Source organism: Ruegeria sp. BJ5 (assembly GCF_056537865.1).
Map to the genome: position 1 here is coordinate 103202 of NZ_JBQFSH010000003.1, position 26308 is coordinate 129509.

28 protein-coding genes are annotated in these 26308 nt (G+C 62.1%); 14 read left to right on the top strand and 14 right to left on the bottom strand.

Annotated features, from left to right (window positions below; genetic code table 11):
- The first annotated feature begins 16 nt into the window (after positions 1 to 16).
- Positions 17 to 1279 carry an FAD-dependent monooxygenase gene (locus tag ACR0NY_RS11165; RefSeq protein ID WP_254432936.1) on the top strand — a complete coding sequence of 421 codons (1263 nt, stop codon included), beginning with the start codon at positions 17 to 19 and terminating at the stop codon, positions 1277 to 1279.
- On the opposite strand, the gene ACR0NY_RS11170 is transcribed toward ACR0NY_RS11165, so the two are convergent.
- The 5 genes from ACR0NY_RS11170 to ACR0NY_RS11190 form a co-directional block, all read right to left on the bottom strand.
- The gene (locus ACR0NY_RS11170; RefSeq protein ID WP_093964266.1) at positions 1276 to 1461 is read right to left on the bottom strand and encodes a Trm112 family protein; all 186 of its coding nucleotides are present in this window, start codon (positions 1459 to 1461) and stop codon (positions 1276 to 1278) included. The two genes, ACR0NY_RS11165 and ACR0NY_RS11170, sit on opposite strands and share 4 nt — an antisense overlap.
- Positions 1458 to 2099, bottom strand: a complete 642-nt coding sequence (locus ACR0NY_RS11175) for an LON peptidase substrate-binding domain-containing protein (protein WP_170369192.1) — start codon at positions 2097 to 2099, stop codon at positions 1458 to 1460. The genes ACR0NY_RS11170 and ACR0NY_RS11175 overlap by 4 nt, the downstream gene beginning before the upstream one ends.
- A 27-nt stretch (positions 2100 to 2126) precedes the next feature.
- Entirely contained in the window at positions 2127 to 3044 is a 918-nt protein-coding gene (locus ACR0NY_RS11180; protein WP_170341311.1) for a thioredoxin family protein, read from the bottom strand.
- A gap of 88 nt (positions 3045 to 3132) precedes the next feature.
- A complete protein-coding gene (locus ACR0NY_RS11185) occupies positions 3133 to 3921 on the bottom strand; it encodes an exodeoxyribonuclease III (RefSeq protein WP_170364920.1) in 789 nt (262 codons plus the stop codon).
- A 192-nt stretch (positions 3922 to 4113) separates the two neighbouring features.
- Entirely contained in the window at positions 4114 to 4800 is a 687-nt protein-coding gene (locus ACR0NY_RS11190; RefSeq protein ID WP_093964262.1) for a response regulator transcription factor, read from the bottom strand.
- Between the two features lie 162 nt (positions 4801 to 4962).
- Here ACR0NY_RS11190 and ribA point away from each other — a divergent pair, with 162 nt between their 5' ends.
- Positions 4963 to 6057, top strand: a complete 1095-nt coding sequence (ribA, locus tag ACR0NY_RS11195) for a GTP cyclohydrolase II (RefSeq protein ID WP_170369191.1) — start codon at positions 4963 to 4965, stop codon at positions 6055 to 6057.
- Positions 6054 to 6554: a L,D-transpeptidase family protein gene (locus tag ACR0NY_RS11200; protein ID WP_170369190.1), complete on the top strand. Its 501-nt coding sequence runs from the start codon at positions 6054 to 6056 to the stop codon at positions 6552 to 6554. Before ribA ends, ACR0NY_RS11200 begins: the two co-directional genes overlap by 4 nt.
- Here ACR0NY_RS11200 and ACR0NY_RS11205 read toward each other — a convergent pair.
- Positions 6538 to 7197, bottom strand: a complete 660-nt coding sequence (locus tag ACR0NY_RS11205; RefSeq protein WP_170369189.1) for a YggS family pyridoxal phosphate-dependent enzyme — start codon at positions 7195 to 7197, stop codon at positions 6538 to 6540. The two genes, ACR0NY_RS11200 and ACR0NY_RS11205, sit on opposite strands and share 17 nt — an antisense overlap.
- 103 nt (positions 7198 to 7300) lie before the next feature.
- Positions 7301 to 8383 (bottom strand): porin, encoded by a 1083-nt coding sequence (locus ACR0NY_RS11210; protein ID WP_170369258.1) that lies wholly within the window; start codon positions 8381 to 8383, stop codon positions 7301 to 7303.
- 280 nt (positions 8384 to 8663) lie between these two features.
- On the opposite strand from ACR0NY_RS11210, the gene ACR0NY_RS11215 reads away from it, so the two are divergent.
- The 5 genes from ACR0NY_RS11215 (at position 8664) to ACR0NY_RS11235 (ending at position 13952) form a co-directional block, all read left to right on the top strand.
- Entirely contained in the window at positions 8664 to 9152 is a 489-nt protein-coding gene (locus tag ACR0NY_RS11215) for a DUF3576 domain-containing protein (protein WP_170341302.1), read from the top strand.
- 72 nt (positions 9153 to 9224) lie between these two features.
- The gene (gene leuS, locus ACR0NY_RS11220) at positions 9225 to 11762 is read left to right on the top strand and encodes a leucine--tRNA ligase (protein WP_170369188.1); all 2538 of its coding nucleotides are present in this window, start codon (positions 9225 to 9227) and stop codon (positions 11760 to 11762) included.
- Positions 11749 to 12249 (top strand): LPS assembly lipoprotein LptE, encoded by a 501-nt coding sequence (gene lptE, locus ACR0NY_RS11225; protein WP_170341298.1) that lies wholly within the window; start codon positions 11749 to 11751, stop codon positions 12247 to 12249. Before leuS ends, lptE begins: the two co-directional genes overlap by 14 nt.
- The gene (holA, locus tag ACR0NY_RS11230) at positions 12246 to 13274 is read left to right on the top strand and encodes a DNA polymerase III subunit delta (protein ID WP_170369187.1); all 1029 of its coding nucleotides are present in this window, start codon (positions 12246 to 12248) and stop codon (positions 13272 to 13274) included. The genes lptE and holA overlap by 4 nt, the downstream gene beginning before the upstream one ends.
- Before the next feature lie 81 nt (positions 13275 to 13355).
- Positions 13356 to 13952, top strand: coding sequence for a glutathione S-transferase family protein (locus ACR0NY_RS11235; RefSeq protein WP_170369186.1), 597 nt, complete (start codon positions 13356 to 13358; stop codon positions 13950 to 13952).
- Here ACR0NY_RS11235 and ACR0NY_RS11240 read toward each other — a convergent pair.
- Positions 13949 to 15139: a TIGR03862 family flavoprotein gene (locus ACR0NY_RS11240; protein ID WP_170369185.1), complete on the bottom strand. Its 1191-nt coding sequence runs from the start codon at positions 15137 to 15139 to the stop codon at positions 13949 to 13951. The two genes, ACR0NY_RS11235 and ACR0NY_RS11240, sit on opposite strands and share 4 nt — an antisense overlap.
- A 48-nt stretch (positions 15140 to 15187) precedes the next feature.
- On the opposite strand from ACR0NY_RS11240, the gene ACR0NY_RS11245 reads away from it, so the two are divergent.
- Positions 15188 to 15484 (top strand): HNH endonuclease, encoded by a 297-nt coding sequence (locus ACR0NY_RS11245; RefSeq protein ID WP_170342229.1) that lies wholly within the window; start codon positions 15188 to 15190, stop codon positions 15482 to 15484.
- Here ACR0NY_RS11245 and ACR0NY_RS11250 read toward each other — a convergent pair whose 3' ends face one another.
- The 3 genes from ACR0NY_RS11250 to ACR0NY_RS11260 are packed head-to-tail and all read right to left on the bottom strand — an operon-like array spanning position 15485 to position 17570.
- On the bottom strand, positions 15485 to 16219 hold the full coding sequence (locus ACR0NY_RS11250; protein ID WP_170369184.1) for a VOC family protein: 735 nt from the start codon (positions 16217 to 16219) through the stop codon (positions 15485 to 15487). It lies immediately after the preceding gene.
- On the bottom strand, positions 16216 to 16824 hold the full coding sequence (locus ACR0NY_RS11255) for an enoyl-CoA hydratase/isomerase family protein (protein WP_170341288.1): 609 nt from the start codon (positions 16822 to 16824) through the stop codon (positions 16216 to 16218). Before ACR0NY_RS11255 ends, ACR0NY_RS11250 begins: the two co-directional genes overlap by 4 nt.
- Positions 16821 to 17570 carry an SDR family oxidoreductase gene (locus ACR0NY_RS11260; RefSeq protein WP_170369183.1) on the bottom strand — a complete coding sequence of 250 codons (750 nt, stop codon included), beginning with the start codon at positions 17568 to 17570 and terminating at the stop codon, positions 16821 to 16823. The genes ACR0NY_RS11255 and ACR0NY_RS11260 overlap by 4 nt, the downstream gene beginning before the upstream one ends.
- A 133-nt stretch (positions 17571 to 17703) precedes the next feature.
- On the opposite strand from ACR0NY_RS11260, the gene ACR0NY_RS11265 reads away from it, so the two are divergent.
- On the top strand, positions 17704 to 19227 hold the full coding sequence (locus tag ACR0NY_RS11265; RefSeq protein ID WP_170369182.1) for a DUF2125 domain-containing protein: 1524 nt from the start codon (positions 17704 to 17706) through the stop codon (positions 19225 to 19227).
- A 63-nt stretch (positions 19228 to 19290) separates the two neighbouring features.
- Here ACR0NY_RS11265 and ACR0NY_RS11270 read toward each other — a convergent pair whose 3' ends face one another.
- Entirely contained in the window at positions 19291 to 19971 is a 681-nt protein-coding gene (locus tag ACR0NY_RS11270) for an FkbM family methyltransferase (protein WP_170342222.1), read from the bottom strand.
- 199 nt (positions 19972 to 20170) lie between these two features.
- Between ACR0NY_RS11270 and ACR0NY_RS11275 the strand changes: the two genes are divergently transcribed.
- The 4 genes from ACR0NY_RS11275 to lpxK are packed head-to-tail and all read left to right on the top strand — an operon-like array spanning position 20171 to position 24521.
- Positions 20171 to 21517: a TldD/PmbA family protein gene (locus ACR0NY_RS11275; RefSeq protein WP_170341284.1), complete on the top strand. Its 1347-nt coding sequence runs from the start codon at positions 20171 to 20173 to the stop codon at positions 21515 to 21517.
- On the top strand, positions 21504 to 22304 hold the full coding sequence (locus ACR0NY_RS11280) for a 3'(2'),5'-bisphosphate nucleotidase CysQ (protein ID WP_170369181.1): 801 nt from the start codon (positions 21504 to 21506) through the stop codon (positions 22302 to 22304). Before ACR0NY_RS11275 ends, ACR0NY_RS11280 begins: the two co-directional genes overlap by 14 nt.
- Positions 22301 to 23536, top strand: a complete 1236-nt coding sequence (locus ACR0NY_RS11285) for a 3-deoxy-D-manno-octulosonic acid transferase (protein WP_170341282.1) — start codon at positions 22301 to 22303, stop codon at positions 23534 to 23536. Before ACR0NY_RS11280 ends, ACR0NY_RS11285 begins: the two co-directional genes overlap by 4 nt.
- Positions 23523 to 24521: a tetraacyldisaccharide 4'-kinase gene (lpxK, locus tag ACR0NY_RS11290; protein WP_170341281.1), complete on the top strand. Its 999-nt coding sequence runs from the start codon at positions 23523 to 23525 to the stop codon at positions 24519 to 24521. The genes ACR0NY_RS11285 and lpxK overlap by 14 nt, the downstream gene beginning before the upstream one ends.
- Here lpxK and ACR0NY_RS11295 read toward each other — a convergent pair.
- Positions 24518 to 25630, bottom strand: coding sequence for a CaiB/BaiF CoA transferase family protein (locus ACR0NY_RS11295; RefSeq protein ID WP_170369180.1), 1113 nt, complete (start codon positions 25628 to 25630; stop codon positions 24518 to 24520). The genes lpxK and ACR0NY_RS11295 overlap by 4 nt on opposite strands.
- Positions 25630 to 26295, bottom strand: a complete 666-nt coding sequence (locus ACR0NY_RS11300) for a DsbA family protein (protein WP_170341279.1) — start codon at positions 26293 to 26295, stop codon at positions 25630 to 25632. The genes ACR0NY_RS11295 and ACR0NY_RS11300 overlap by 1 nt, the downstream gene beginning before the upstream one ends.
- Positions 26296 to 26308: the final 13 nt, after the last annotated feature.

Consider the following 26308-nt stretch of genomic DNA (forward strand, 5'->3'; position numbering starts at 1 on the left):
AGCGACAGGACTGCACATGGACAATCCCGAAAGGGCGCGCATATTGCACCGCATGACACAGGTTTCCGATATCTTGATCGTGGGCGGCGGGCTGAACGGCCCCGCCCTGGCGCTGGCGCTGGCGCAGACCGGGCACACCGTTACCGTGATCGACGCACTGGCCGAGAAGGTGCGCAAGAACGCGGCGTTCGACGGGCGTGCCTATGCGCTGGCGCTGGCCTCGCAACGGTTGCTGGCCGCGATCGGCGTCTGGGAGTGGGTCGCGGAGCACGCCCAGCCGATGTTGGATATCAAGGTGACTGATGGCCATGCGGGCGCAGGTCCGTCGCCGTTTTTCATGCATTTCGACCATGCCGAGATTGAGGAAGGCCCGATGGGCTATATGGTCGAGGACCGTCACCTGCGACGCGCATTTCTTGCGGCGATGGAGGCGGAACCGGCAATCACCCGGGTCAGTGGCAAAACCGTTGTTGCGCAGGAAGCCGGTCCAGGCAGCGTGACCGTGACGCTGGATGACGGATCGGCGCTGTCCGGTCGGCTTCTGGTGGGGTGCGACGGCCGCCGCAGTGGCACCGCCGCCCGCGCCGAGATCAAGCGGACCGGATGGGACTACGGCCAGACCGCGCTGGTCTGCGCCATCGAACACGATCTGCCGCATCACGGCATCGCACATCAGTTCTTCATGCCCCCCGGCCCGCTGGCGATCCTGCCGCTGACCGGCAATCGCAGCTCGATCGTCTGGAGCGAACGCTCTGACACCGCGCAGCGCATCAACGCGCTGGACGAGGCCGAGTACCTTCAAGTTCTGCGGCCCAGATTCGGCGATTTTCTGGGTGACATCCGCCTGCAGGGCGACCGGTTCACCTATCCGCTGAACCTGACCATCGCCAATTCCTTCATCGCCGAGCGGCTGGCGCTGGTGGGTGATGCGGCCCATGGCATGCACCCGATCGCCGGTCAGGGGCTGAACGCCGGGCTGCGCGACGTCGGCGCGCTGGCCGAGGTTCTGACGCTGGCCGGGCGGCGCGGCGAGGACATCGGCTCGGTGCTGGTTCTGGAGCGCTATCAGGAATGGCGCCGCTTTGACACGGCGGCCCTGGCAATGGCGACGGATGTGTTCAACAAGCTGTTTTCGAACGACAATCCGATACTGCGGCTGGGGCGCGACATCGGAATGGGCATCGTGGGCTCCCTGCCCAGCCTGCGCCGCGGCTTCGTGCGCGAGGCCGCCGGTTTGACAGGCGACCTGCCCAAGCTGCTGCAGGGCCGCCCGATCTAGTCGAGCTTGCGCGCCTCATCCACCAGCATCACCGGAATCCCGTTGCGGATGGGAAAAGCCAGACCAGCGGCTTTCGAGACCAACTCCTGCCGCTCGGCGTCATATTCCAGCGTGGTATGAGTCTGTGGGCAGATCAGCGCCTCGAGCATGTGGCGGTCGAATCCCGGTTCCGTCTCTGTCATTGCAATTGTTCCTCGTTTGAACCCCCGCGCAGCGAGAATTCGATCAGTGTGACAAGCGTTTCGCGCCGGGTGCGCAGACAGGGCGCCTCAAGCAGGGCCTGCTTGTCCTCAGGGTCGAAATCCAGAAGCATAGACAGGGAATTGACCAGCAATTCGTCATCCGCCTCGTTCAGTGACTCCCAATCGGTCGACAGTTGGCGGGCGGAAAAGTAACGCCCCAACAGACGCAGGAAACCGGACCGGTCGAACGTATCGTCTATTTCCCCTTTGCCCAGATCGCGGTCGAACCCGTCCCAGGTAACGGCGCAGCGACGATACGGCGTGAAACCATCAAATTCGGATTGGATGCGAAACCGGGATACACCGGACAGAGTGATCAGATAGCGCCCGTCTTCGGTCTCGGAAAACTGCGTGACACGTCCGGCGCATCCGATCCGATGCAATTTGGTGTCGTCGTTCTGACAAGGGTTCGGCTGGACCATGCCGATCAACCGCTCTTTGGTTTTCAAGGCGTCATCCAGCATTTGCAGGTAGCGGGGCTCGAAAATATGCAGCGGCAGGCGTGACCGGGGCAGCAACAGCGCCCCGGGCAGAGGAAACACGGACACCGTGTCCGGCAGATCGGCGGGATGCATCATGTTTCCGATACTAGCTCTGATGCGCGGTTAGGCAAATATCATCGAACTGAGTTTGCGGCGACCGTTCAAAACGATCGGGTCATTGGCCTTGAGCGCATCGAAGATGGTGAACAGCTGCGCCTTTGCTGCGCCATCATTCCATTCCCGATCGCGGCGAAACAGCTCGAGAAGCTGGTCAACCGCCTCGGCGGCCTTGCCGTTGGCATAGAGCGCCTGCGCCAGGTCGAACCGAGCCTGATGGTTGTCGGGGTCAGCTTCGACCGCTGCCGTCAACTCGGCCACCGGCCCGGCATTTGCGGCCTGTTTGGCCAGTTCCAGCTGCGCATGGGCAGCTTCCAACTCTGCAGTCGTTGAAATCTCGGCCGGAGCGCCGTTCAGGATCGCCTCGGCCTGATCAAGGTCACCCATCGCGATATGCGCCCGCACCAGGCCGCCATAGGCCGCGGCATGTTTGGGGTCTTCGCCAAGAATGGCGGCAAAGGTCTGGGCCGCATCCACTGCCGCGCCATCATTCAGCATCTCTTCGGCGGCCTCCACGGCCTCGTCCAGCTGGCCGCCCGGGCTCTGGCCCCCGGCGGCCTCGATCACACGGTCGATAAAGGCCTTGATCTCCGATCCTGGCAATGCGCCTTGGAATCCGTCAACCGGCTGCCCCTTGAAGAAGGCATAGACGGTCGGAATCGACTGGATGCGCAATTGCGAGGCGATCATCTGCGCCTCGTCCACGTTGATTTTCACCATCTTGACCGCGCCCTTGGCCGCGGTCACGGCCTCTTCCAAGGCCGGACCCAAGGTCTTGCAGGGACCGCACCACGGCGCCCAGAAGTCGACGATAATGGGCAATTCCTGCGATGCCTCGACGACATCGGCCATGAAAGTGGCCTCGGTTCCGTCTTTGATCAGATCGGTGGCTGCGGGGCTGCCTGCGCCGTTCAGAAGTTCCATGGCATTCACTCTCCGGATTCAGTCTTGCGCCTTATATGCAACCAGCCGACCGGGAAACCAAGGGCCGAGTTGCGGAATCCCGCACCGATCAAAGATCGAAACTGGCAAAGACGGGCGCGTGGTCGCTGGGCTTCTCCCAGCCGCGCGCGTCGCGCAGGACGCGGCTGGAATGGCCGGCGTTCGAGATATCAGGCGTCGCCCAGACGTGATCCAGGCGCCGCCCCTTGTCAGCCGCATCCCAGTCGCGGGCGCGATAGGACCACCAGCTGTAGAGCTGTCCCTCGGGGATGTCCTGCCGGGTGATATCGACCCAGCCGCCCGCATCCTGCGTCTCGGCCAGTTGCGCGACCTCGATCGGCGTGTGCGACACGACCTTGAGCAGTTGCTTGTGCGACCACACGTCATCCTCGCGAGGGGCGATGTTCAGGTCACCGACCAGAATGGATTTCTGCGGCTTTTCAGCGTGGAACCAGTCGCGCATGTCGGTCAGGTAATCCAGCTTCTGGCCAAATTTCTCGTTCACCTCGCGATCGGGAACGTCGCCGCCTGCCGGGACGTAGAAATTGTGGATGATCACCCCGTTTTCCAGTTGCCCCGCCACATGCCGGGCATGGCCCAGCCCGGCAAAGTCCTGATCGCCCAGATCCGTGATCGGCAAGCGCGACAGGATGGCCACGCCGTTGTAGCCCTTCTGACCGCGGGCGATCATATGGGTGTAGCCCAGTTCCGCGAAGCCCTCGGTCGGGATCTTGTCGACCGGCGATTTGCATTCTTGCAGGCACAGCACGTCCGGCGCTTCCTCCTGCAGCAATTTCAGCACGATCGGCTCGCGCAGGCGAACGGAATTGATGTTCCAGGTGGCCAGAGTGAAAGGCATGATCGGGGTTCCCTTGTCGCGACTCGGGCAAACTAGCGCGGCAGGTGCCGGGGTGCCATCCGAAAAAAAGCCGGGCCAAAGGCCCGGCAGTCCAACAGGGAGGTACATGTCATGACCCGGACATGCACGGGATGGGATTATCCTAAAGATGCTTCAAGAGTATCACTTTGATCCACATCAATCCACCTATGGTTACGACACCAGTCGATATCCACCAGATTCTGTGACCAAAAGGCGCGCATTGGAGGGATCGGGCTCGATTTTCTGACGCAGGCGGTAGATGTGCGTTTCCAGCGTATGTGTGGTTACACCGGCGTTGTAGCCCCAGACCTCGTGCAGCAGCACATCGCGCGCCACCACGCCGTCGGTCGAGCGATACAGGAATTTGAGAATGTTGGTTTCCTTCTCGGTCAGCCGAATCTTGCGGTCGTCCTCGGTGATCAACATCTTCATCGCGGGTTTGAAGGTATAGGGCCCCAGGACAAAAACCGCATCCTCGGATTGTTCATGCTGGCGCAGCTGCGCACGGATCCGGGCCAGAAGCACCGGGAACTTGAACGGCTTTGAGACATAGTCGTTGGCACCCGCGTCCAAACCCAGGATCGTATCGGCGTCGCTGTCATGGCCGGTCAGCATCAGGATCGGGCTCTTGACCCCCTGCTTGCGCATCAGCCGGCACAGCTCGCGCCCATCTGTGTCGGGCAAACCCACATCCAGGATCACAAGGTCATAGATGGCTTCGCGCGCCCGCTCCATCGCGGATTGGCCGTCGGAGGCTTCGAATACATCAAAGTCCTCGGTCATCACCAACTGCTCGCTGAGCGCTTCGCGCAGGTCTTCATCGTCATCGACCAGCAGAATTTTCTTGAGTTGCGCCATGTCCCGGTCCTCCTAAACCTTTTGCAACACTTGAGCTTGGAAGATGCAATCAACAAGTTTTGCTGCAATGCTCTCACGCCCTCGTGTCTGGTGGGCCGGAAATGTTTCACATTTCCTTTCGAACGGGCTAGGACGAGGGTCGAACGTTACAGGATAACATCAATGAGTCTCATTCCAGACATCACCGAGTTGCTGGCCCGGGCGCGTGCCGACCTTCGGATGGGCGTTCCGGTCGTGCTGACGGATGACGGGGATTTCAGCGTTGTTGCCGTCGCCGCAGAGACACTCAACCCGCAGCGTCTGGCGGACCTGAGGGGGCTTGGCGACACGCCTGTGGTTGCCATCACAGGACGACGGGCCGAAACGCTGAAAGCCCGCGCCTATGACGGTGATCTTGCTCGGGTCGTGATTCCGGCCGAGGCTGATCTGGGGTGGGTGCAGGCGGTTGCAGACCCGTCCGATGACCTGAATGCCCCGATGAAGGGGCCCTTGATGACTCAGCGCCAGGGCAATGCACACCTGCATCGCATCGCAATCGCACTGACCAAATCCGCCCGCCTGCTGCCGGCCGCTGTGGTGGTTGCAGTCGAAAACGGCCAGGCCTTTTCGGCGACACACGGTCTGACCTGCATCGACCACACACGCGCTGCGCCGCATCTGGCCGATCGCAGCCCCTTGCACGAGGTGGTCGCCGCGCGCCTGCCGATGGAGGTGTCCGAGGCCGGTCGTCTGCACGTCTTCCGCCCAGAGGACGGTGGCGAGGAGCACTATGCCATCGAAATCGGCCGCCCGGATCGCTCGAAACCTGTTCTGGCACGGTTGCATTCGGCCTGTTTTACCGGTGACCTGATGGGCAGCCTGAAATGCGACTGCGGCCCGCAACTGCGCGGTGCCCTGGCCCAGATGGGGGCCGAGGGGCATGGGGTTCTGCTGTATCTCAACCAGGAAGGTCGCGGGATCGGCCTGGCCAACAAAATGCGCGCCTATTTCCTGCAGGATCAGGGCTTCGACACCGTCGAAGCCAACCACCGGCTTGGGTTTGAAGATGACGAGCGCGATTTCCGCCTTGGATCGGACATCCTGAAATCGCTCGGGTTCAGTTCGGTCCGGTTGCTGACCAACAACCCCGCCAAGATCGCAATGATGGAACGGACCGGGATTGCCGTTACCGAGCGTGTGCCGCTGAAGGTCGGGGAAACTGCCCACAACCGGGCCTATCTGGCGACCAAGGCCTCGAAATCGGGCCACCTGCTGTGAGCCCTCTTGATCTGGTGGTAACGCCGACCGGAGTGCGGTTCTTCGGCCGCAGGTTTCCCTGCACCGTCGGCAGAGGTGGCCTGAGCAACCACAAGCGCGAGGGCGACGGGGCCACCCCCACAGGGCACCACCACATTGTCGGGATGCTGTACCGCCCGGATCGGATTGCCCCGCCCGCCCCGTGGGCTTTGCCCATCGGGCCGGGCGATCTGTGGTCGGATGACGATAGGGATCTGGATTACAACCAGCACGTTCGGGCGCCCTATCCATGCAGTCACGAACGCCTGCGTCGGGCAGACCCGCTGTACGATCTGGTGCTGGTTACCGATTGGAATTGGCCTGTCGCCACACCGGGCGGCGGATCAGCGATCTTTCTGCATCAGTGGCGCAGGCCGGGCTATCCGACCGAAGGCTGCGTGGCCTTCCGGCGCGACGATCTGCACTGGATCGCGCGGCGCGTCGCACCCGGAACCCGGATCATTATTCCGCGGGTTTGACCCGGTCACCAAAAATGGCGGACCCCACCCGGACATGAGTTGCACCCAGCGCGATCGCAGTTTCAAAATCGCTGCTCATCCCCATGGACAAGCCTTCCAAACCGTTTCGGCGCGCGATCTTGGCCAGCAGAGCAAAATGCAGCGCGGGCTCTTCGTCGACGGGCGGAATGCACATCAACCCACGCACCGGCAGGTCAAGTGATCGACATTCAGCGACAAAATCATCGGCCTCGGCGGGCATAACCCCGGCTTTCTGGGCCTCTTCGCCGGTATTCACCTGAATGAACAGATCAGGACACTGCCCCAGCTCTTGCGCCAGCCGCGCAAGGGTTTTGGCCAGTTTGGGACGGTCGACCGAGTGGATCGCGTTGCACAGCTCCATCGCCTGCCGGGCCTTGTTGGTTTGCAGCGGACCAATCAGATGCAGATCAATATCGGGATAGCTTTCACGGAAGGCGGGCCACTTGCCGGCGGCCTCCTGCACCCGGTTTTCACCAAAACACCGGTGACCCTGCTTCAACACGGCCTCGACCCGATCGTTGGGCTGCACCTTGGATACGGCAATCAGCCGGACCGAGCCCTTGGGGCGGCCGGCTGCGGCTTCGGCCTTAGCGATGCGGGCGGTGATTTCTTGCAGCGACATGGATTCCCTCTGTTTCCATTTGTCCGCAGAAAAACACCATGTCGGCGCAAAAGAAAAGGGCGGGTCCGAAGACCCGCCCTCAAACCTTGCGGTTCAGATCAACTTAGAAGTTGAACTGAGCACCGAAGTCAGCGCGCAGGCGGCTGTCGCCGTCACCCGCTTTCGACTGGCCGATACCACCGCGCAGCGATGCACCGCCGCCCAGGTCGTAGATGGCGCCAATGCCGTACTGCTGGGTGTCGTTGTCAGCCGAACCGTCGCCGTAAGCAAAGGTCAGGGTGGTTGCAGCGCCAACGTTGTAGGCTGCCGACAGACCGTATGCGGTACCGTTCAGGTCCTCGTCTGCAACGTCATCGTCTGCGACGAAGATGGTGCCCGAGAAGTCGCCGAATTCAGCACCCAGGGTCAGAACTGCCAGGCTCTGCTTCTCAACAACGTCGCCGATGGCGCTGGTTTCACCATAAGCAACAGCTGCGGTGAAGTTGTTGAAGCTGTAGGTGAAGCTGATGTCCCAGCGGTCTGCGCTGTCTGCAACACCGTTCAGGCCAAAGGTTGCCTGGTCGTACGATGCACCGAAGGCGAAGTCACCAACTGCGTACTGGAAGAACACAGCGTTCGAACCTGCACCGGTCGACGAGTAGCCCAGGAAGCTGTAGTCAACGCCCGAGTACTGGCCGATGAAGTTTTCCAGGCCCGGCTCGTTACCGTAGTAGTTTGCCAAGTTGTCGAACGAACCAGCAACGTTGCCGGCGTCAACACGCAGACCACCGTAGATGACCGAGAAGCGAGCGCCGTTCAGGCCGGCTGCGTTTGCTTCGCCGGTTCCGGCGTTTTCGTCAGCCTGCAGACGAACACGTGCTTCAAAGCGGACGCCACCGTCGGTTTCCGCGATGCCGTCGATGTTCAGGCGGAAGCGCGAGACCAGGATGGTTTCGTCGGTTGCAACGGTCGTGGTGTTTGTGGTGGTGGTGGTAACCGTCGCACCACTGGTTGTGGTCACGGTGGTCATGCCGCCACTTGCGGTAGTGGTCATAGCGGCTTGGCCGGTGTTGAAGTTGGTCACAACGCCGGTACGGTCTTCCAGGTAACCGATACCAAAGCGGCCATAACCGCTGAACTTAACTTCGGCCGCGGCAACCGATGCGGTTGCGATCAGTGCGGTCGATGCGAAGAGAACTTTTTTCATCTTGTTTCCCTCGGTTTCAATAATTTCTACTCGACACATACCTGCTGCATATGTCTCAGCACGCAGACCGTTTCGCTCTTTTTGCCCCTGTTGCGCAAGCATGCCTTGGACAGCTTCGGTTCTTTGGCCCCAAATTGGTGCAAGGATGCCACAGTCGAATTCACCCCGATATTTCAGCGACACCGGTACGTAAGCCAAGAATGGGGTTGTTGCAGCACAGTACGTTGTCTAGGAGTATCTCCTAGCAAAGCAAAACATGTGAAAACAGGACCTGCCGACGATGCGCCTGCTGACGATTTTGGGTTTGACCGTTTTGACTGCCTCCGTTTCTGCGTGCGGACAGAATCGGAGCACGTCGCCCAACCCCAATGTTCTATCCGCCGACGGCAGCTCGTCCGAGGCCCGCGAGCTCAACGATCCGAATCGTTCGACCATCTGGGATGTGTTCGGCCCCAACAACTCGGAACAGGTCACCCAGGTCAACCGGTACCTATGGGCGGCGTCGCTGGATGTGCTCAGCTTCCTGCCGGTGCAGGAGGTGGATCCGTTTACCGGCGTGATCATAACGGGTTACGGCAAACCGCCGGGCGGTGGGCGGTCCTATCGGGCAACCGTGCACATCAGTGATCCGGCCTTGGCGGCGCGGTCCCTTTCGGTGGCTCTGCAGACCAGCGGGGGCGCTCCGGTCAGCGCGGCGACCACGCGTGCGGTCGAAGATGCGATTCTTTCGCGGGCGCGCCAGCTGCGGATCGCGGACAACAAGCTCTAGCAACCCGCAGAAAATCACAATATTACCACGCCGGGCCCCTGCCCGGCGTTTTCATTCACGAAGGACCGCATGATGTCGCGTTACTCGGCCAACGAAATCGAAGCAAAATGGCAAGAGGCCTGGGACAAGGCCGGGATCTTCACCGCCAAACGGACGGCGGACAAACCGAAATACTATGTGCTGGAAATGTTCCCCTATCCGTCGGGGCGCATCCACATGGGGCATGTGCGCAACTACACCATGGGTGACGTGATCGCGCGCCACAAGCTGAGCACCGGGCACAACGTTCTGCACCCGATGGGCTGGGACGCTTTCGGGATGCCGGCGGAAAACGCGGCCATGGCCATCGGCGGCCATCCCAAGGACTGGACCTATGGCAACATCGCCGACATGCGCGCGCAGATGAAGCCGCTGGGCCTGTCGATCGACTGGTCGCGCGAATTCGCGACCTGTGACCCGGAATATTACGGCCAGCAGCAGGCGCTGTTCCTCGACATGCTGGATGCGGGCCTGGTCTATCGCAAGAACGCCGTGGTCAACTGGGACCCGGTGGACATGACCGTGCTGGCCAACGAACAAGTCGAAAACGGCCGCGGCTGGCGCTCGGGCGCATTGGTCGAGCGGCGCGAGCTGACCCAGTGGTTCTTCAAGATCTCCGAGTTCTCGGAAGAGTTGCTTGATGCGCTGGATACGCTCGACAACTGGCCCGCCAAGGTGCGGCTGATGCAGGAAAACTGGATCGGCAAGTCACGCGGGCTGGAGCTTTCCTTCGAGCGCACCGACGGCAGTGCACCCATCACCGTCTATACCACGCGGCCGGACACGCTGTTGGGGGCGTCTTTCGTGGGTATCTCGCCCGATCACCCGATAGCCAAGCAGCTTGAGGCCGAGAACCCCGAAGTCGCTGAATTCGTTGCCGAATGCCGCAAGGGCGGCACCACGGAAGAGGCCATCGAGACCGGCGAGAAGCTGGGTTTCGACACCGGCATCCGCGTCAAACACCCGCTGGACCCGAACTGGGAACTGCCGGTCTGGATCGCGAATTTCATCCTTATGGATTACGGCACCGGCGCGATCTTTGCCTGCCCCGCGCATGACCAGCGCGACCTGGATTTCTGCCGCAAATACGACCTGCCGGTAATCGACACCTTCTTTGCGCTGGATGACGACACGCCGGTGGACAAGATCGCTTTCGTCCCGCCGAAAGAGCAGAAAGTGCGCTGGGTCAACCATTTCGCCGGTCTGACCGAGGCCACCGGGCAGGAAGCGATCGACGCGACCGTCGATTTTGCCGAGAAGGCCGGCTGGGGCAAGGGCGTGACCAAGTACCGCCTGCGCGACTGGGGCCTGTCGCGCCAGCGCTACTGGGGCTGTCCGATCCCGGTGGTGCATTGCGACGATTGCGGCGTGGTGCCGGAGAAAAAGGAAAACCTGCCGATTCGCCTGCCCGACGATGTCACCTTCGACAAACCGGGCAACCCGCTGGATCGTCACCCGACCTGGCGCGACTGTGCCTGCCCGTCCTGCGGCAAGCCGGCCAGGCGCGAAACCGACACGATGGACACGTTTGTCGATTCGTCGTGGTATTTCGCCCGTTTCACCGCCCCGCGGGCGGAAACGCCGACCGATCTGGCCGAAGCCGAATACTGGATGAACGTGGACCAGTATATCGGCGGCATCGAACACGCCATCCTGCACCTGCTGTATTCGCGGTTCTTCGCCCGGGCCATGCATCTGACGGGGCATCTGCCGAAAAAGGCGATCGAGCCGTTCGACGCGCTGTTCACCCAGGGCATGGTCACCCATGAAATCTATCAGACCCGCGACGACAAGGGCCGCCCGGTCTATCACCTTCCCGAAGAGGTCGAGGACGGCAAGCTGAAGGCGACGGGCGAGCCGGTCGAGATCATCCCCTCGGCCAAGATGTCGAAATCGAAGAAAAACGTGGTCGACCCGGTCAGCATCATCTCGGCCTTCGGGGCGGATACCGCGCGTTGGTTCGTTCTGTCCGATTCGCCGCCCGAGCGTGACGTGGAATGGACCGCCGCCGGCGCCGAGGCCGCGCACAAGCACCTCAGCCGCGTGCATCGCATCGTGTCCGAGATCGCCGCGTCCGACGCCCCGGCCAATGCCGAGGACGAAGCGCTGCTGCGCGAGATGCACAAGACCATCCATGACGTGACCGGCGGGGTCGAATCCTTCGGCTTCAACGCCTCGATCGCCAAGCTCTATGCCTTTACCAACACGCTGGCCAAATCCAAGGCGGGCGCACAGGCCAAGCGGCAGGCGGCCAAGACGCTGGCGCAGCTGATGTCGCCGATGACCCCGCACCTGTCCGAAGAACTGTGGCAGATGCTGGGCGGCGAAGGGCTGGTGGCGCTGGCGCCCTGGCCGGTGGCAGACGAGTCGATGCTGGTCGATGACACCGTCACCCTGCCCATCCAGATCAACGGCAAACGCCGCGCCGAAATCAGCGTCGCCAAGGATCTGGACAAGACGCAGGTTGAAAAAATCGCGCTCAGCACCGAAGCTGTGCAGAAGGCGCTGGATGGCGCTGCTCCGAAGAAGGTGATCGTTGTTCCGGGCCGGATCGTGAATGTCGTTGTTTGACCGCAGAAACCTGCTGCTTTCGTTGGCGGCGTTGACCGTGGCGCCCGCTTGCGGGTTCCAGCCGGTTTATGCCCCGGGCGGCGCCGGCAGCGAATTGTACGGCAAGGTCGCCGTGTCAGCGCCGGATTCGGTCGAAAGCTACCTTCTGGTGCAGAATCTGGAGCAGTCACTGGGGCGCAGCGTCAGTTCGGCCAAGGATTACAGCCTGAATGTGCAGGTCTCTACGGTGACCCGCGGGGCCGCGATCACGACCTCGAACGAGACCAACCGGTATTCGATCGACGGGCGCGCCAGCTATACGCTGAAATCCAATGAAACGGGCCAGATCCTTGTGTCCGGCACTGTGGCCGATTTCGTAGGCTACTCCGCCGCGGGGTCTACCGTTTCCACGCTCGCTGATGAACGGGATGCCAAAGAGAGGCTGATGGTCATCCTGTCCGATCAGATCGTCACGCGCCTGTATTCCGCACCGGGCTTGGCTTCATGAAGCTGTCCCCGCGCGACGCCGAGGGGTATTTCGCCAAACCTGACCCCGACAAGACTGGATTGTTGATCTACGGCGCCGACGCAATGCGCGTCGCGCTCAAGCGCCAGCAGGTATTGGCCGCGCTGCTGGGCCCGGGTGCCGAAGAGGAAATGCGCCTGACCCGTCTTCCGGCCTCGGATCTGCGCGCGGATCCTGCCCTTCTGCTGGATGCCGTGAAGGCTGTCGGGTTCTTTCCCGGCGCGCGCGCCGTATTCGTCGAGGATGCAACCGACGCCGCAAGCCCGGCGATCGCCGCCGCGCTCGAGGATTGGGCGCAAGGCGACGCTCAGATCATTGTGACCGCCGGGCAGCTCAAGGCCAGCTCGAAGCTGCGCAAAGCGTTCGAAGGCCATCGGGCTGCCTATGCGGTCGGGATCTATGACGACCCACCGTCGCGCGCGGAGATCGAGCGTGTTCTGGCCCAAGCCGGACTTGCGAGCGTTCCCCGTGACGCGATGTCCGTACTCAGCGATCTGGCGACCGAACTCAGCCCGGGCGACTTTGCGCAAACCGTTGAAAAGCTGTCTCTTTACAAACGCGGCGATGCGTCAGACGTTGCCGTCGAAGACATCGAGGCCTGCGCACCGCAATCCAATGAGGCGGCCCTGGACGACGTTCTCAACGTCGTTGCCGAGGGCCGATCCGGTGAAATCGGGCCCCTGATCCGACGGTTGCAGGCGCAAGGAACCAATGCGGTTTCCCTATGCATCGGTGCGACCCGCCATTTTCGCACGCTCTATGCCTGCGCCTCGGACCCCGGTGGCGCGGCGCAAGGGATCGGCAAACTCCGGCCGCCGGTCTATGGCAAACGGCGTGACCGGATCCTTCGGCAGGCGCAGAATTGGGGCGCACACAAGCTGCAGACCGCTTTGACCGTGTTGACGGACACGGATCTGTCTCTCCGGTCGGCGGGGCAGACTGCCCCGGCCATGGCCCTGGTCGAGCGCGCTCTGATCCGGCTGGCCATGCTGGCGCGGTCACGCTGAATTGAACTGACGGCGCGTCCGACTTGACGCGGCGGCGCAGTCCCCCACCCTGTCGCCAGTGCAACCACGCAGGAGCATGACATGTACAAGATCTACGGGCGCATCCAGAGTCGTGCCTCTCGGGTGATCTGGCTATTGGAAGAGTTGGGGCAGGACTATGAGTGGATCGATGCCGGCCCGCACGATCCGCGCGTTCTGGACCTGAACGGAACGGGCAAGATCCCTGTCCTGCAGGATGGCGACGCAGTCATTTCGGACAGCGCGGCGATCATGACCTATCTGGCGGACAAGCACGGGGCCTTCACTTTCCCGGCCGGCACCCCGGAACGGGCCGAGCAAGATTCGTTGTTGCACGCGCTGTTGGAAGAATTCGATGCTCCGCTTTGGCTGGCCGCCCGCCATATGTTCATCCTGCCCAAGGACAAACGCGTTCCACAGGTCGTCGAAACTGCCAAATGGGAGTTTGACCGCAGCTTCCAACGCATGGGGCAACGGTTCAAAGGACCATTTCTTCAGGGCGAGCAGATGACGATCGCGGACATCCTGTGCATTCACTGCATGAGCTGGGCAAAATCGGCTGGCTTCCCGATGAATTCAGACAGCCTGAAAGCCTACGGCAAGCGCGTTCGCGAGCGTCCGGCCTACAAGAAACTGGGTGAAATGGCCAAATCCGCCTAATCCGCTTGGGACGGCCCGGCCCATTCTGCGGCCGAGCGCCCTGCCCATCGACCTGTCGCCAGGCATGCGGTCAACAGATAGCCGCCGGTCGGGGCTTCCCAATCCAGCATCTCGCCTGCGCAGAACACGCCGGGCTTGGCTTTCAGCATCAGCCCCGAGTCCAGCCCGCTTCTCGCAACGCCACCCGCAGTCGAAATGGCTTCGTCCAGCGGGCGCAAGCCTGCATTGCGAACAGGCAAAGCCTTCAAAGTCTTGACCCAATCATCGCGGCGGAGATTCTGCCCGTGGGTCATTTCGTGAAACAAGGCGATCTTTGGCTGAGGCAGGCGCAGGCCGTTCTTCAACCAACGCGTCAATGTGGTTTTCGGGCCAGCTGTCGACAAACGCCTGGACAGATCGTGGATCGTGCGGTCCGGCACGAGGTCCACATACAGATCTGATCCCTGCCGCAGTTCGGGTGTCAGCGGATAAAGACCGCCGCCTTCCAGGCCTTTGGCCGAAATGACCGCCTCGCCACGGCTGGCAAGGTCGCCCGCGCGCCACCGAACCGATTTCAGCGCCTGGCCGAAATGCGCGGCCATGTGGGGGCTCCATTCGACGGACAGCGCCGCGTTCGATGGTGCAAAAGGGACCAGCGGAACCCCAGCCTCGGCCAGAGCCGGCGCCCAAACGCCATCCGATCCCAGACGCGCCCAGCTGGAACCGCCAAGCGCCAGAACCGTGACGTCAGCAAACACTTTCTGCCGACCTTCCGGCGTATCAAAGACCAGCGCGGGGCCGTCCCAACCCAACCAGCGCCAACGGGTGCGGATCTCGACCCGCATCTCGTCCAGCCGCGCCAGCCAGGCGCGCAGCAATGGCGAAGCTTTTTTTGATTTGGGAAATACCCGCCCTGTGGACCCCGTGAACAGATCTTGGCCCAAGTCCCGCGCCCAGCTTTGCACGCTCTGCGCATCGAAGGCGGCAATCATTGGGTGCAACCAGTCCGCCGCATCGCCGTAGGCCGAAATCAGGCGGTCAAACGGCTCGTCCTTTGTCAGATTCAGACCGGACTTCCCCGCCATCAGGAATTTGCGGGCCACCGAGGGTTTGGCCTCGGCAACCAGCACATTGTGTCCGGCCCCGGCAAGCTCTTCGGCAGCCATCAGCCCGGCGGGCCCCGCCCCGATCACCACTGCCTGTGCCATATCTGCCCTCTTGCCTGACTTGCGTTCAGCCGCGACTGTGTTCCGGTGATGACGAACAGCGATCCGATCTGCCCGCTCTGCAACCGCCCGATCCCGAACGGGACCGGCAGCCTGCACCATCTGATCCCAAAACTCAAAGGTGGCAAGGGCGGTCCCACGGTTCTGCTGCACAAGATCTGCCACAAGGAGGTGCACGCCACCCTGACCGAAGCCGAGCTTGCGCGAGACTTCAACACTGTCGAAAGCCTGCGCACGCATCCCCGGCTGAACCGATTTCTGGACTGGGTACGCAAACGTCCGCCTGGATTTCAATCCAAAGTCCCGGGCCGACGCCGCGGCCGTTGATCAGGCTGGCAGGAACGGGTCACCCATCGGGTCTGTTTCCGTTGCAGCCAGGCCCTCGACCTCGATGCCCAGAAAGTCTGGCGCGGGAACGATCCGCGCATCGGGAATATGCTGATATTCCAGAGTGGTATAGGGACGTTTCCACAGCCATTCGCGATTTGCGACCGCCCAGAGATCAGGGTCCGGCGGCACCTCGGTCGTGAAGGCATAGTAATGCAGATCAAACCCGTGCGAGGCCACGTCCTGCATGGAAAGCAGGCGCAGGCCCAAATCCCTGCAAAACGCATCCTCTGCCGAAATGTCGCCGGTCCGCAGAGTGATCTGGCCCACGGCGGCCTGTCCGAACGGGTTCTCATCCCGCTGCTTTTTGGGCCGCTTCCCCTCAAAATCATGCTGAAGAAGCTCGATCGAGAAGCCTTCGGGGTCCGAGAGGTGGCACATGTAACCGATATCTCGAAACTGGGCCGGACGGCTGACGTTGATGCCAGCGCGCCGAAGCCATTCCGCCGCTTGGTCGAGATCTGGCAAGGTGATGCCGATCTTCCAATATCTCTGACCCCGGCCGTGGGCGTATCCGCCGCCTCCGGGCAACAGCAGAAGGTCGGCGCTGGGCCCCGGATAGCTCACTCGCCGCGCATCTCCCTCGGCACGAACGACCATGCCGAAGTTTACCCTGTAGAAATCGGCCAGTCGTGCGGGATCAGCCACACGCAGGCGAAGGGCAGCGATCCTCATCCGCACATCCCGGCGATACCGGCCGCCGTCTGCGGATCAGCGGCCAGGCTGTCGGCAACCAGGTCCCGCGCGGTCTGCATCAGATCTTCCGGGGCGACCACCCGGTCCACCAGGCCAAAGGCAAGCGCTTCGTCTGCGGTGACCTTCTGGCCTGCCATCAGGATCAACTTGGTCCGGGCGGGGCCGATCAGCGCACGCATGCGTTTCACATCCGATGGCTGCGGCAGGAACCCCAACCGCATGACCGGGTAGAATACTTTGGCCGTGGGCACCGCGATGCGCAGGTCACAGGCCAATGCCATACCGTTGGCCCCGCCCGCCATGGTGCCGTTCAACGCAGCAACGGTCAGGCAGGGCAGCGCCGCGATGGCTCCGGACAAACGCTCCCACAGGTCCGAGGTCGCAAGACCTGCCCGAGCCTCGTCCAGATCGGCGCCGGCACTGAACACCTTGCCCGCTCCGGTCAGGATAAGGGCGCGCGCCTCTTGGGCGGCTTCGGCGATCTGCAGCAGGTCCGACAACATGGCCCCGGTCAGGGCATTGGCCTTGCCGGGGTTGTTGATCGTGACCGTCCACAGACCGTCCTGCTGGGTCAGGTCGATCACGTCAGGCCGATCCTCTGGCGAATGTCATCACGGCGCAGCGAAATCTCGGTTCCCAGAAACTCGTCCGCATCTTCCGAGCACATCCACAGCAGCGCCCGCGCCGGCCAGTCGGCCGGGATGTGATCGTCCCAGTCCAGCTGGCTGACCGGGTTGATGCCGCTGGCCTTGATGACCCGCTGCATGTCGGTCGCCACCGTGCCCGGGGACAGGCCCATGGCGCGAATGCCGTGATGAGCCTCTTCGAGGTGCAGACATTCGGTCAGCATTTTCGCCCCAGCCTTGGACGCGCAGTAGTGGCTCCAGGCCTCGACCGGATTCGAGGCGGCTCCGGAGGAAACGGTCAGAACCGTCCCGCCGCCCGCCGCCCGCATCAGCGGCAGAACCGCGCGCATCCCGTGGAACACACCTTTGAGGTTGATGTCGATGGCCTTGCTCCAGGCTGCTGGATCGGCATTTGACAGGTGAAAAATCGGATCGATCACACCCGCATTGCCGATCAGCACGTCCACACGGCCAAAGCGGTCGGCGCAATCCGCAACCGCTTGTTCGACCTGCGGAAAATCGCTGACATCGCAGGACAGCGCGATGGCGTTCTCACCCAACGCCGCGGCCAATGCGTCGATCTGATCATGGCTGCGCGCGACCAGCGCGACATTGGCGCCGGCTGCGGCAAATACGCGCCCTGCTTCGGCGCCGATGCCGCGGCTGGCTCCGGTGATCAGTACTGTTTTGCCCTTCATATGCATCGTGTAATCCTTTTGGATTGAAATCGGTTAAAGTGGTACCGCGCAAACGGGGAAATCGTCCAGCCCTTGCCCCTTGACGGCAGCCGCGACAACCACGACCATGCGCGCAAATTTTACCGAGAAGGGTTCCCTTATGTCCGTTTTCTTCCGCCGCAGCTGCGGTGCCGCGCTGGCTTATGCCGTTGCAACCCAAGGCGCTTTTGCCGATCTGTCCGCCAACGATGTCTGGTCAGATTGGCAGGCCTACATGGGCAGCATGGGGTACACCATCACCGGCGAGCAGAACACCTCTGGCGACGTCACCACCATCACGAACATGACCATGAAGATGGACCTTCCCGAGGGAGAAGGCTCGTTCGACATGGTCGTTCCGGAAATGACCCTGACGGAGAACGGCGACGGAACGGTCAGCATCGAATTCCCCGAAAGCTTCCCCATGACGGTATCCGGCCAGGCCGAGGAGGAGGAATTCTCGGTGGATATCCTGTACTCGCAGACCGGTTTGAAAATGCTGGTTTCGGGGTCGCCCGACGACATGACCTATGACTACTCTGCCAGCAAGCTGGCGCTGGCACTCGACAACATCATGGTCGATGGCGAAGCGATGCCCGACGACGCGCTGGATCTGGGTTTTGAGATGATCAACCTGGCCGGTGCATCCCGGATGCAGATCGGAGAGGGCCGCAAGGTCGACCAGAACTTCACGGCAGCAAACCTGACCTATGACCTGAATTTCCAAGACCCGGAAACGGGCGAAGATGCACGCATCAACGGCAAGCTCGACCAGCTGGAGTTTGAAGGCAAGAACGTAATCCCCGAAGGCTTCAGCCTGGCGGACGTGGAAGGCGCATATGAGGCTGGCTTCGCCTTTGACGGGATCTTCACCTACGGCGCTGGCCAAACCAGCATCGCAGGCACCAGCGAGGGCGAGGCTTTCTCGATGGCCAGCAGTTCGGACGGTGGCCGCTTCGGTGCCAGCATCGACGCCGAGCGTCTGGCGTATGACGTCGAACAGAACAATGCAAAGCTCGAAGTAACCACGGCAGACCTGCCATTTCCCATCGAGATTGCAATGGCGAAGGCCGGTCTCAAACTCGAGGCACCTATCCAGGCATCCGAAGAGGTCAAGCCGTTCGGCTTTGCGATGAACCTGACAGACTTCACCATGTCCGACATTCTGTGGAGCATGTTCGACCCCGCAGGCGCTTTGCCGCGCGATCCAGCCACGATCGCGTTGGATGCAACGGGCACCGCAAAGGTTCTCCTGAACTTTCTGGACCCTGAAGTTGCCGAAGCTTTGGAAAGCTCGGACGAAGTTCCGGCCGAACTGCATTCGCTCAAAGTCAATGAACTGCTGGTCTCGATGGTCGGCGCCAAGCTGACCGGAACCGGTGATTTCACCTTCGACAACTCGAACACCGAAGAGTTCGGAGGCGTTCCGGCGCCGGCGGGTGAGGCAAACCTCCAGTTGGTAGGTGCCAACGCCCTGATCGACAAGCTGATCGGAATGGGGTTCATGTCCGAGAACGACGCCATGGGAGCGCGCATGATGATGGGTATGATGGCCGTTCCCGGCGACCAGCCCGATACGCTGAACTCCAAGATCGAGTTCACCAAGGACGGCCAGATTTTGGCCAATGGTCAACGGATCAAGTAAGAAATTTTTCCTCAGTGAGGACGCCAAAAAAAGGCGGCCTCACACGTATACTACAGTTGCACGTTATTGTTTTCGAACGCGGCGGAACAGAACTGACCCGCCGCAACTAACTCTTTGATCGTATGCGAACCCCAATGCGGACAAGGAATCAAAACAAGACTGAATGCCGCGCAACCCGATCTTCCGAGTGTGCACTTCTAGGTAGATTTTTTGGATACCTACCAAATCTATGTCATCGAATAGAGTTCTTTCGCCCCCTTCAATATCGACAATCAAAACATTTGCTCTGGTCTCCCTTAGCACATCGGACAAAGGAATCTTGTCCACTTCTATTGACTTTTTGTACTCAGGCTCAGGATCAAGTGACGACGACCAGAATGGTTCCCGCAAGTAGAACCTTGATTTTCCCGCAACTTCACTGGCCCCTACTGCCACCGTGTTTAGTACGTTCAATCCGGTTGCGTCATTAGCTCTGTGAACACGACCGATGAACTCGCAGAGCGAAGGATTTGCTTCTATACAGGTTAACTTTGACACTCCAAGCTGCGTATACAGAAAGGTCGAAATAAAACCTATACCCGCACCAAGCTCAACAACGCGGTCGTCAGCCTGGATGAACTTCGGCAACCCCCCAACCTCGTCCCTCTCGTATCTTCCAGCGAGTATCGAGCGTTTAACTTGGGGGGTTATGATTTGAGGGTCGTCGGGAATCTGGACACCGCGTAGCGTAAGGTGTTTCTGCATCTTTCTCCTGTCTGTGACTGGCACTCCGATATTTCGTTTATGGCAGTGCTTGTTCCTTCGCATGAGCAGGTTGTGCGAACAACAACCAGCTCTTCCACGAAAAGGATGCTTCAACAAGTTGAAGAGAATTGCAAACGATCACAGGGCTTGCGAGGCGGGTTGACCAAGGCTAGGTCCAATACAATCAATTGGAGGCACCATGACCCGATCACTCGAAGCAATCAGCCACGAAATGCTGGACCTGGCCCGCAAGGCCGGAGCCGAAGCGGCCGACACGATCGTGATCGACGGATCCTCGGTCTCGGTCGAGGTGCGTGGCGGCGCTTTGGAGCACGCCGAACGCGCCGAAAGCACCGACGTGGGGTTGCGTGTTTTCATCGGCAAGCAGCAGGCCATCGTGTCCGGCTCGGACAGTCGTCCCGAAACGCTTGCCGCCATGGCCGAACGGGCCGTAGCGATGGCGTGCGAAGCGCCCGAGGATCCGTTCGCTGGCCTTGCAGATCCGGAACAACTGGCCAGCGATTTTTCCGTCGACTCCTTGGAGCTTTTTGACCCCACGCCCGAACCTTCAGCAGACGCTCTGATGCAGGACGCGCTGACCGCCGAGGCTGCGGCCCTGGCGGTGGAAGGCGTTACCCAGGTATCTGATGCGGCGGCATCCTATGGCACGCACCGGGTTCATCTGTCCGCGACAAATGGATTTTCCGGTGGCTATGCGCGCAGCAGCCGCTCGGTTTCATGCGTGGCGATCTCGGGCGAAGGCACCGGGATGGAACGCGACTATGACGGAGACAGCCGCAGCTTTCAGTCCGACCTGCGCAGCCCCGACGAGATCGGCCGGATCGCGGGCGAGCGTGCCGTGCAGCGAGTGGGTGCCCGAAAGCCGGAAACAGGGCGTTTCCCGGTATTGTTCGACGAGCGGATTTCGTCCTCATTGATCGGGCATCTTCTGGCGGCCAGCAACGGCGCGGCGGTGGCCCGCGGCGCCTCCTGGCTCAAGGACAGCCTGGGCCAGCAGGTGCTGCCTGCACATCTGTCGCTGATCGAAGACCCCTATCGCCCCAGAATTGCAGGATCGCGCCCGTTTGATGCCGAAGGATTGCCGACCGCGCGCCGGATGATCGTCGAAAACGGCGTGCTGACCGGATGGACACTGGATCTTTCAAGCGCGCGCAAACTGGACATGAATTCCACCGGGAACGCCGCCCGTGGCGTGTCCGGTCCTCCATCTCCCAGCAACTGGAACCTGAGCCTGACCCAGGGCGAGTTCAGCCGCGACGACCTGCTTCGCGATATGGGAACGGGGTTGCTGGTGACCTCGATGATCGGGTCCACCATCAACCCCAATACCGGCGATTACTCACGCGGTGCGTCGGGTTTCTGGGTCGAAAACGGCGAGATCTCGCACCCGGTCAACGAATGCACGATTGCCGGAAACCTGCGGGACATGCTGATGCGGATCATCCCGGCCAACGACGCGCGCACCTATCTGTCCCGGGTCGTGCCCTCGCTTCTGATCGAAGGGATGACACTTGCCGGAAACTGACCTGTCCCTGCTGATCGACGCCGCACGTGAGGCTGGCCGGATTGCTGTCGCCTACGCAGGCCGCGAGATGCAGAGCTGGGACAAACCCAAGGGCGCCGGGCCGGTGACCGAGGCTGATCTGGCCGTCAACGCGATGCTGGAACAACGCCTGCCCAGCGCGCGGCCCGGATATGGCTGGCTGAGCGAGGAGACCGAGGACAATCAAGACCGATTGACCCGTGACCGAGTGTTCATCATCGACCCGATCGACGGCACCCGCAGCTTTGCCGAAGGGTCGCGCACCTGGGCGCATTCCTTGGCGGTCGCCGATCGCGGACAGGTCATTGCCGGCGTAATCTACCTGCCGATGCGCGACATGCTGTTTGCTGCCGCGCGGGGACATGGGGCAACCCTGAACGGTCAGCCGATCCGGGTGACCGCGGCGGCCACAGAGGCCGAAGCCGAGGTTCTGGCCGCAAAGCCGAACCTGAAACCGGATCATTGGCAGGAGGGCGTCGCGCCGATCTTCCGTCGGGCCTATCGCCCGTCGCTGGCCTACCGAATGGCGCTGGTCGCACAGGGCAGGTTCGACGGGATGCTGACCTTGCGCCCAAGCTGGGAATGGGACATCGCGGCCGGGGACCTGATCCTGCGCGAAGCAGGCGGCACCTGTACAGACCGTACCGGGCGCACTTTGCGGTTCAACAACCCCAACCCACGGCTGAACGGTGTTGTTGGCGCCGGGTCCAAATTGCATAAGGTGCTGATGGGCCGACTGGATCAGCCAATTCAGGGGCACCGGGCATGAGCAAACCTCGATCCCTCAGCCTGGCGGCCTATCGCGCGTTGTCCTGGGGTGTTCCCAAGCCCCCCGGACACTACGCGCCGCCTCGCCCCGCGGGTGAGTTGCTTTGGATTCATGTTGCCAACGAACAGCGCCTGCGCGCGGTGAACGACTTTTGCAAGCGCCTGCAGCAGTCCCGGCCAGGGCTGTCGATTCTGTTGACCGTCCCGCCTGACGCGGACCTGACACGCTGGGCGGATTGCGACATGGAACTGGTTCCGTTGCCTGACGAACAAACCGGCGCGGCGCGTGGATTCCTGGAGCACTGGCAGCCTGACATGGGGCTGTGGGTTGGCGGCGGCCTGATGCCCAACGTGATCACCCGCGCGGCCGAACGCGGTATACCCATGGTCCTGCTTGAGGGCGAGAACGACGTTCGTGTTGCCTTTGTCGGGAAATGGCTGCCGGACATCAACCGCTATACCTTTGACTGCTTTCGCGCGATCCACGTCACGTCCGAGGATGCAGCCCGGCAAATCCGACGTCTGGGCGTCCCGACTTCGAAGGTGGCACTGTTTCCGCCGCTCAGTATCAGCCCCACCCTTCGCCCTTGGCCCGAGGACGAGCTGATCGAGACAAACCATGCGTTTGCAGGGCGGCCGGTCTGGCTGGCGGCGTGGGTCGACGCCAAGGAATTCATCTCGGTGCTCAGCGCACATCGGCAGGCCATGCGGATGCTGCCGAGGCTGGCCCTGATCCTGCATGTCGCGGACATATCCGAGGCAGCGCCCCTGCGCAAAAGGCTGGAAACGATGGACCTGCGCTGTGCCAACTGGGAAGATGGGGACATGATCGAAGACATGACCCAGGTCATCCTTGCGTCGGACCCCGAGGCCCTTGGCCTGTGGTATCGCGTCTCTCCGGTGACGTTCATGGGCAGCACGCTCGAGCCGGGAATAGGCGGGCATGACCCGATCGCGGCCGCAGCCCTGGGCTCGGCCTTGATCCATGGACCGGACGTGAGCGGCCACAAGGCCCTTTATGACGCGCTTGATGGTGTAGGAGCCGCTCGTGAAATTCGCACCGCCACCGAACTGGGCGATACTGTCGTTGAACTGCTGGCCCCGGACCTGGCCGCGAACATGGCCCTTGCCGGTTGGCAACTGGTGACCGAGAGCGCGCCCCAGGTGGATACCCTGATCGACATGGTACAGGAACATCTGGACCAGCACGGAGCGGAACATGAGGGCACCTGAATTCTGGGACAACGCGCCGGATCACCCCGGCCTGCGCGCAAGGCTGCTGGCGCCGCTTGGCCGCGTCTATGCGCAGGCAACGGCGCGGCGGGTGGCGTCGGGGCCCGGGGTTGATCCGGGTGTGCCCGTGATCTGCGTCGGCAACCTAAATGCTGGCGGCACTGGCAAGACACCGACGGCAATATGGGTTCTGGAACAGTTGCGTGACGCGTATCACACGCCGCATGTGGTCACCCGCGGCCATGGCGGATCGCTTGAAGGCCCGGTTCGGGTGGACCCGGTCCGACACACGGCGGCGCAGGTTGGTGACGAACCATTGTTGCTGGCGGCATTCGCCGAGGTCTGGGTCGCCAAGGACCGTGCCGCCGGCGCCCGCGCCGCCGCCGAGACCGGCGCCACCGTGATCGTGCTGGACGACGGGTTCCAGAACCCCTCGGTGACCAAGACCTTCTCGATCGTCGTGGTGGACGCGGCCCGCGGCTTTGGCAACGGCTTGTGCCTGCCCGCCGGACCGCTGCGCGAACCGGTCGATGTCGGGCTGCAACGGGCCGATCTTGTGCTGTCACTGGGTGACTTGGCCGCGCAGGAGAGGTTCGTGCAGCTGTGGGGCAACAAGCTGGGCGTTCCGCACGCCACCGGTCAGGTCACGGCACTGCAAACCGGGATGGACTGGAGCGAAACTCCGGTTCTGGCCTTTGCCGGCATCGGCCACCCCGAGAAGTTCTTTCAGACCCTGCGCCAGCAGGGCGCGCGGCTGCTGCGGGCCGAGGCTCTGGACGATCACCAGACGCTGACGCCGGCCCTGATGACCCGGCTGGAGAACGAGGCACGGCTGCTGGGCGCGCAAATGGTCACCACCGAGAAAGACGCCGTTCGCCTGCCGCCCGCCTTTCGCAGCAAGGTCATCACCCTGCCGGTGCGCCTTCAGGTGGATCAGGCCGACGACGTGCGTCAACGGTTGCTGACGGCCGCGCCGCCGCCCTAGGCGTCTTCGCCCAGTTTCGGGGCGGGGCGCGACAGATTCAGATCGGCATCCGAAAAGACAAACGGCGCGCGAATCCCCGGCACGCCGTCCAGGTCAATCTGCATGCCGCGCGCGATCACCTGCGGATCTGCCATGACCTCGTCCAGCGTATTGATCGGACCGGCAGGGATGCCTTGCGCCTCGCAGGCGGCCAGCAGGTCGGCCTTGGCCCAAGTCGCCGTGGCGCCGTTCAGCCGTGCGATCAGGGTTCGGCGATTGGCCAGCCGGTCCTTGTTGTGCAGATATTCGGGCGCCTCGGCCATGTCGGGCAGGTTCAACACCTGGCACAGGCGCTGATATTGCCGGTCATTGCCGGTGGCGATGATAATGTGTCCGTCGGCACAATCGAACACCTGATAGGGCGCCAGGTTCACATGCGCGTTGCCCATGCGCTGCGGCACCTGGCCCGTGGTCAGATAGTTCAGCGCCTGGTTTGCCGTGACCGCCACGGCCACGTCCAGCAGGGCCATGTCCACATGCTGCCCGCGCCCGGTGCGCTGGCGCTGGTGCAAGGCGGCCAGAACCCCGGCCACTGCATAAATGCCGGTGAACACGTCGGTGATCGCCACGCCTGCCTTCTGCGGCTGGCCGACGGGCTCTCCGGTCACGGACATCAGACCCGACATGCCCTGGATGATGAAATCATAGCCAGCCCGATGCGCATAAGGCCCGGTCTGCCCGAACCCGGTGATCGAGCAATAGACGAGGCGCGGGTTCAACTGGCTGAGGCTGTCATAGTCCAGCCCGAATTTCTTCAGCCCGCCAACCTTGAAATTTTCGATCACCACATCGGCGTCAGCGACCAGTGCGCGCACCTTCTCCTGCCCTTCGGGGGTCGAGAAATCGGCGATTACCGACGCCTTGCCGCGGTTGGTCGAATGGTAATAGGCCGCCGAGACATCCTGATCGCGGGTCACGAAGGGCGGACCCCAAGCGCGGGTGTCGTCGCCGGCCGGAGATTCCACCTTGATTACCTCGGCGCCCAGATCGGCAAAGGTTTGGCCGGCCCAGGGGCCAGCCAGAATGCGCGCCAGTTCGACAACCTTGAGACCGGCCAGAGGCCCGGTCATCAGTTGCCCAGTTCCTTTTCGATCAGCGCCTTGAACTCGTCATAGGACTGGTTGTCGACCTTTTTGCCGTTGACGACAAAGGACGGGGTGGCTTGGATACCGTCTTGCTCGGCGTTTTTCTGGTACCAGGCGACGAGGGTCTGCGCCTTGGTGCCGTCCTGCAGGCAGGCTTCCAGCTGATCGTTGCTCAGCCCGGCCAGACGGCCGATCTTGCGCAGTTCTTCCACGATCTCGGCCGGGCCGCCGGCGCGGGTCCATTCGGACTGGCCCTGATAGATCAGGTCGGTGATGCCAAAGAACTTCTCAGGGCCACCGCAGCGCGCCACCATTGACGCCCAGATGCCGTAGCGGTCGAAATAGACCTCGCGGTAGATGAACTTGACCTTGCCGGTGTCGATGTATTCCTTCTTGAGCTGCTTGTACGGCCCCTGATGGAAATTCGCGCAGTGCGGGCAGGTATAGGACGCATATTCGATGATCTCGACCGGTGCGTCCTCGGCCCCCTGAACCATCTCGACGATGGTCGAGGTGTCCAGATCGGCGTTTTGCGCTTCGGCGCTGCCGACCAGTTGTGGCACAGGTACGGTGCTTGGCGATTGGGTCAGCCAATAGCCGCCTGCGGCCAGCGCCACGGCCGCGCAGATTACGGTTGCAATACGGCTCATACTCAGCCCTTTC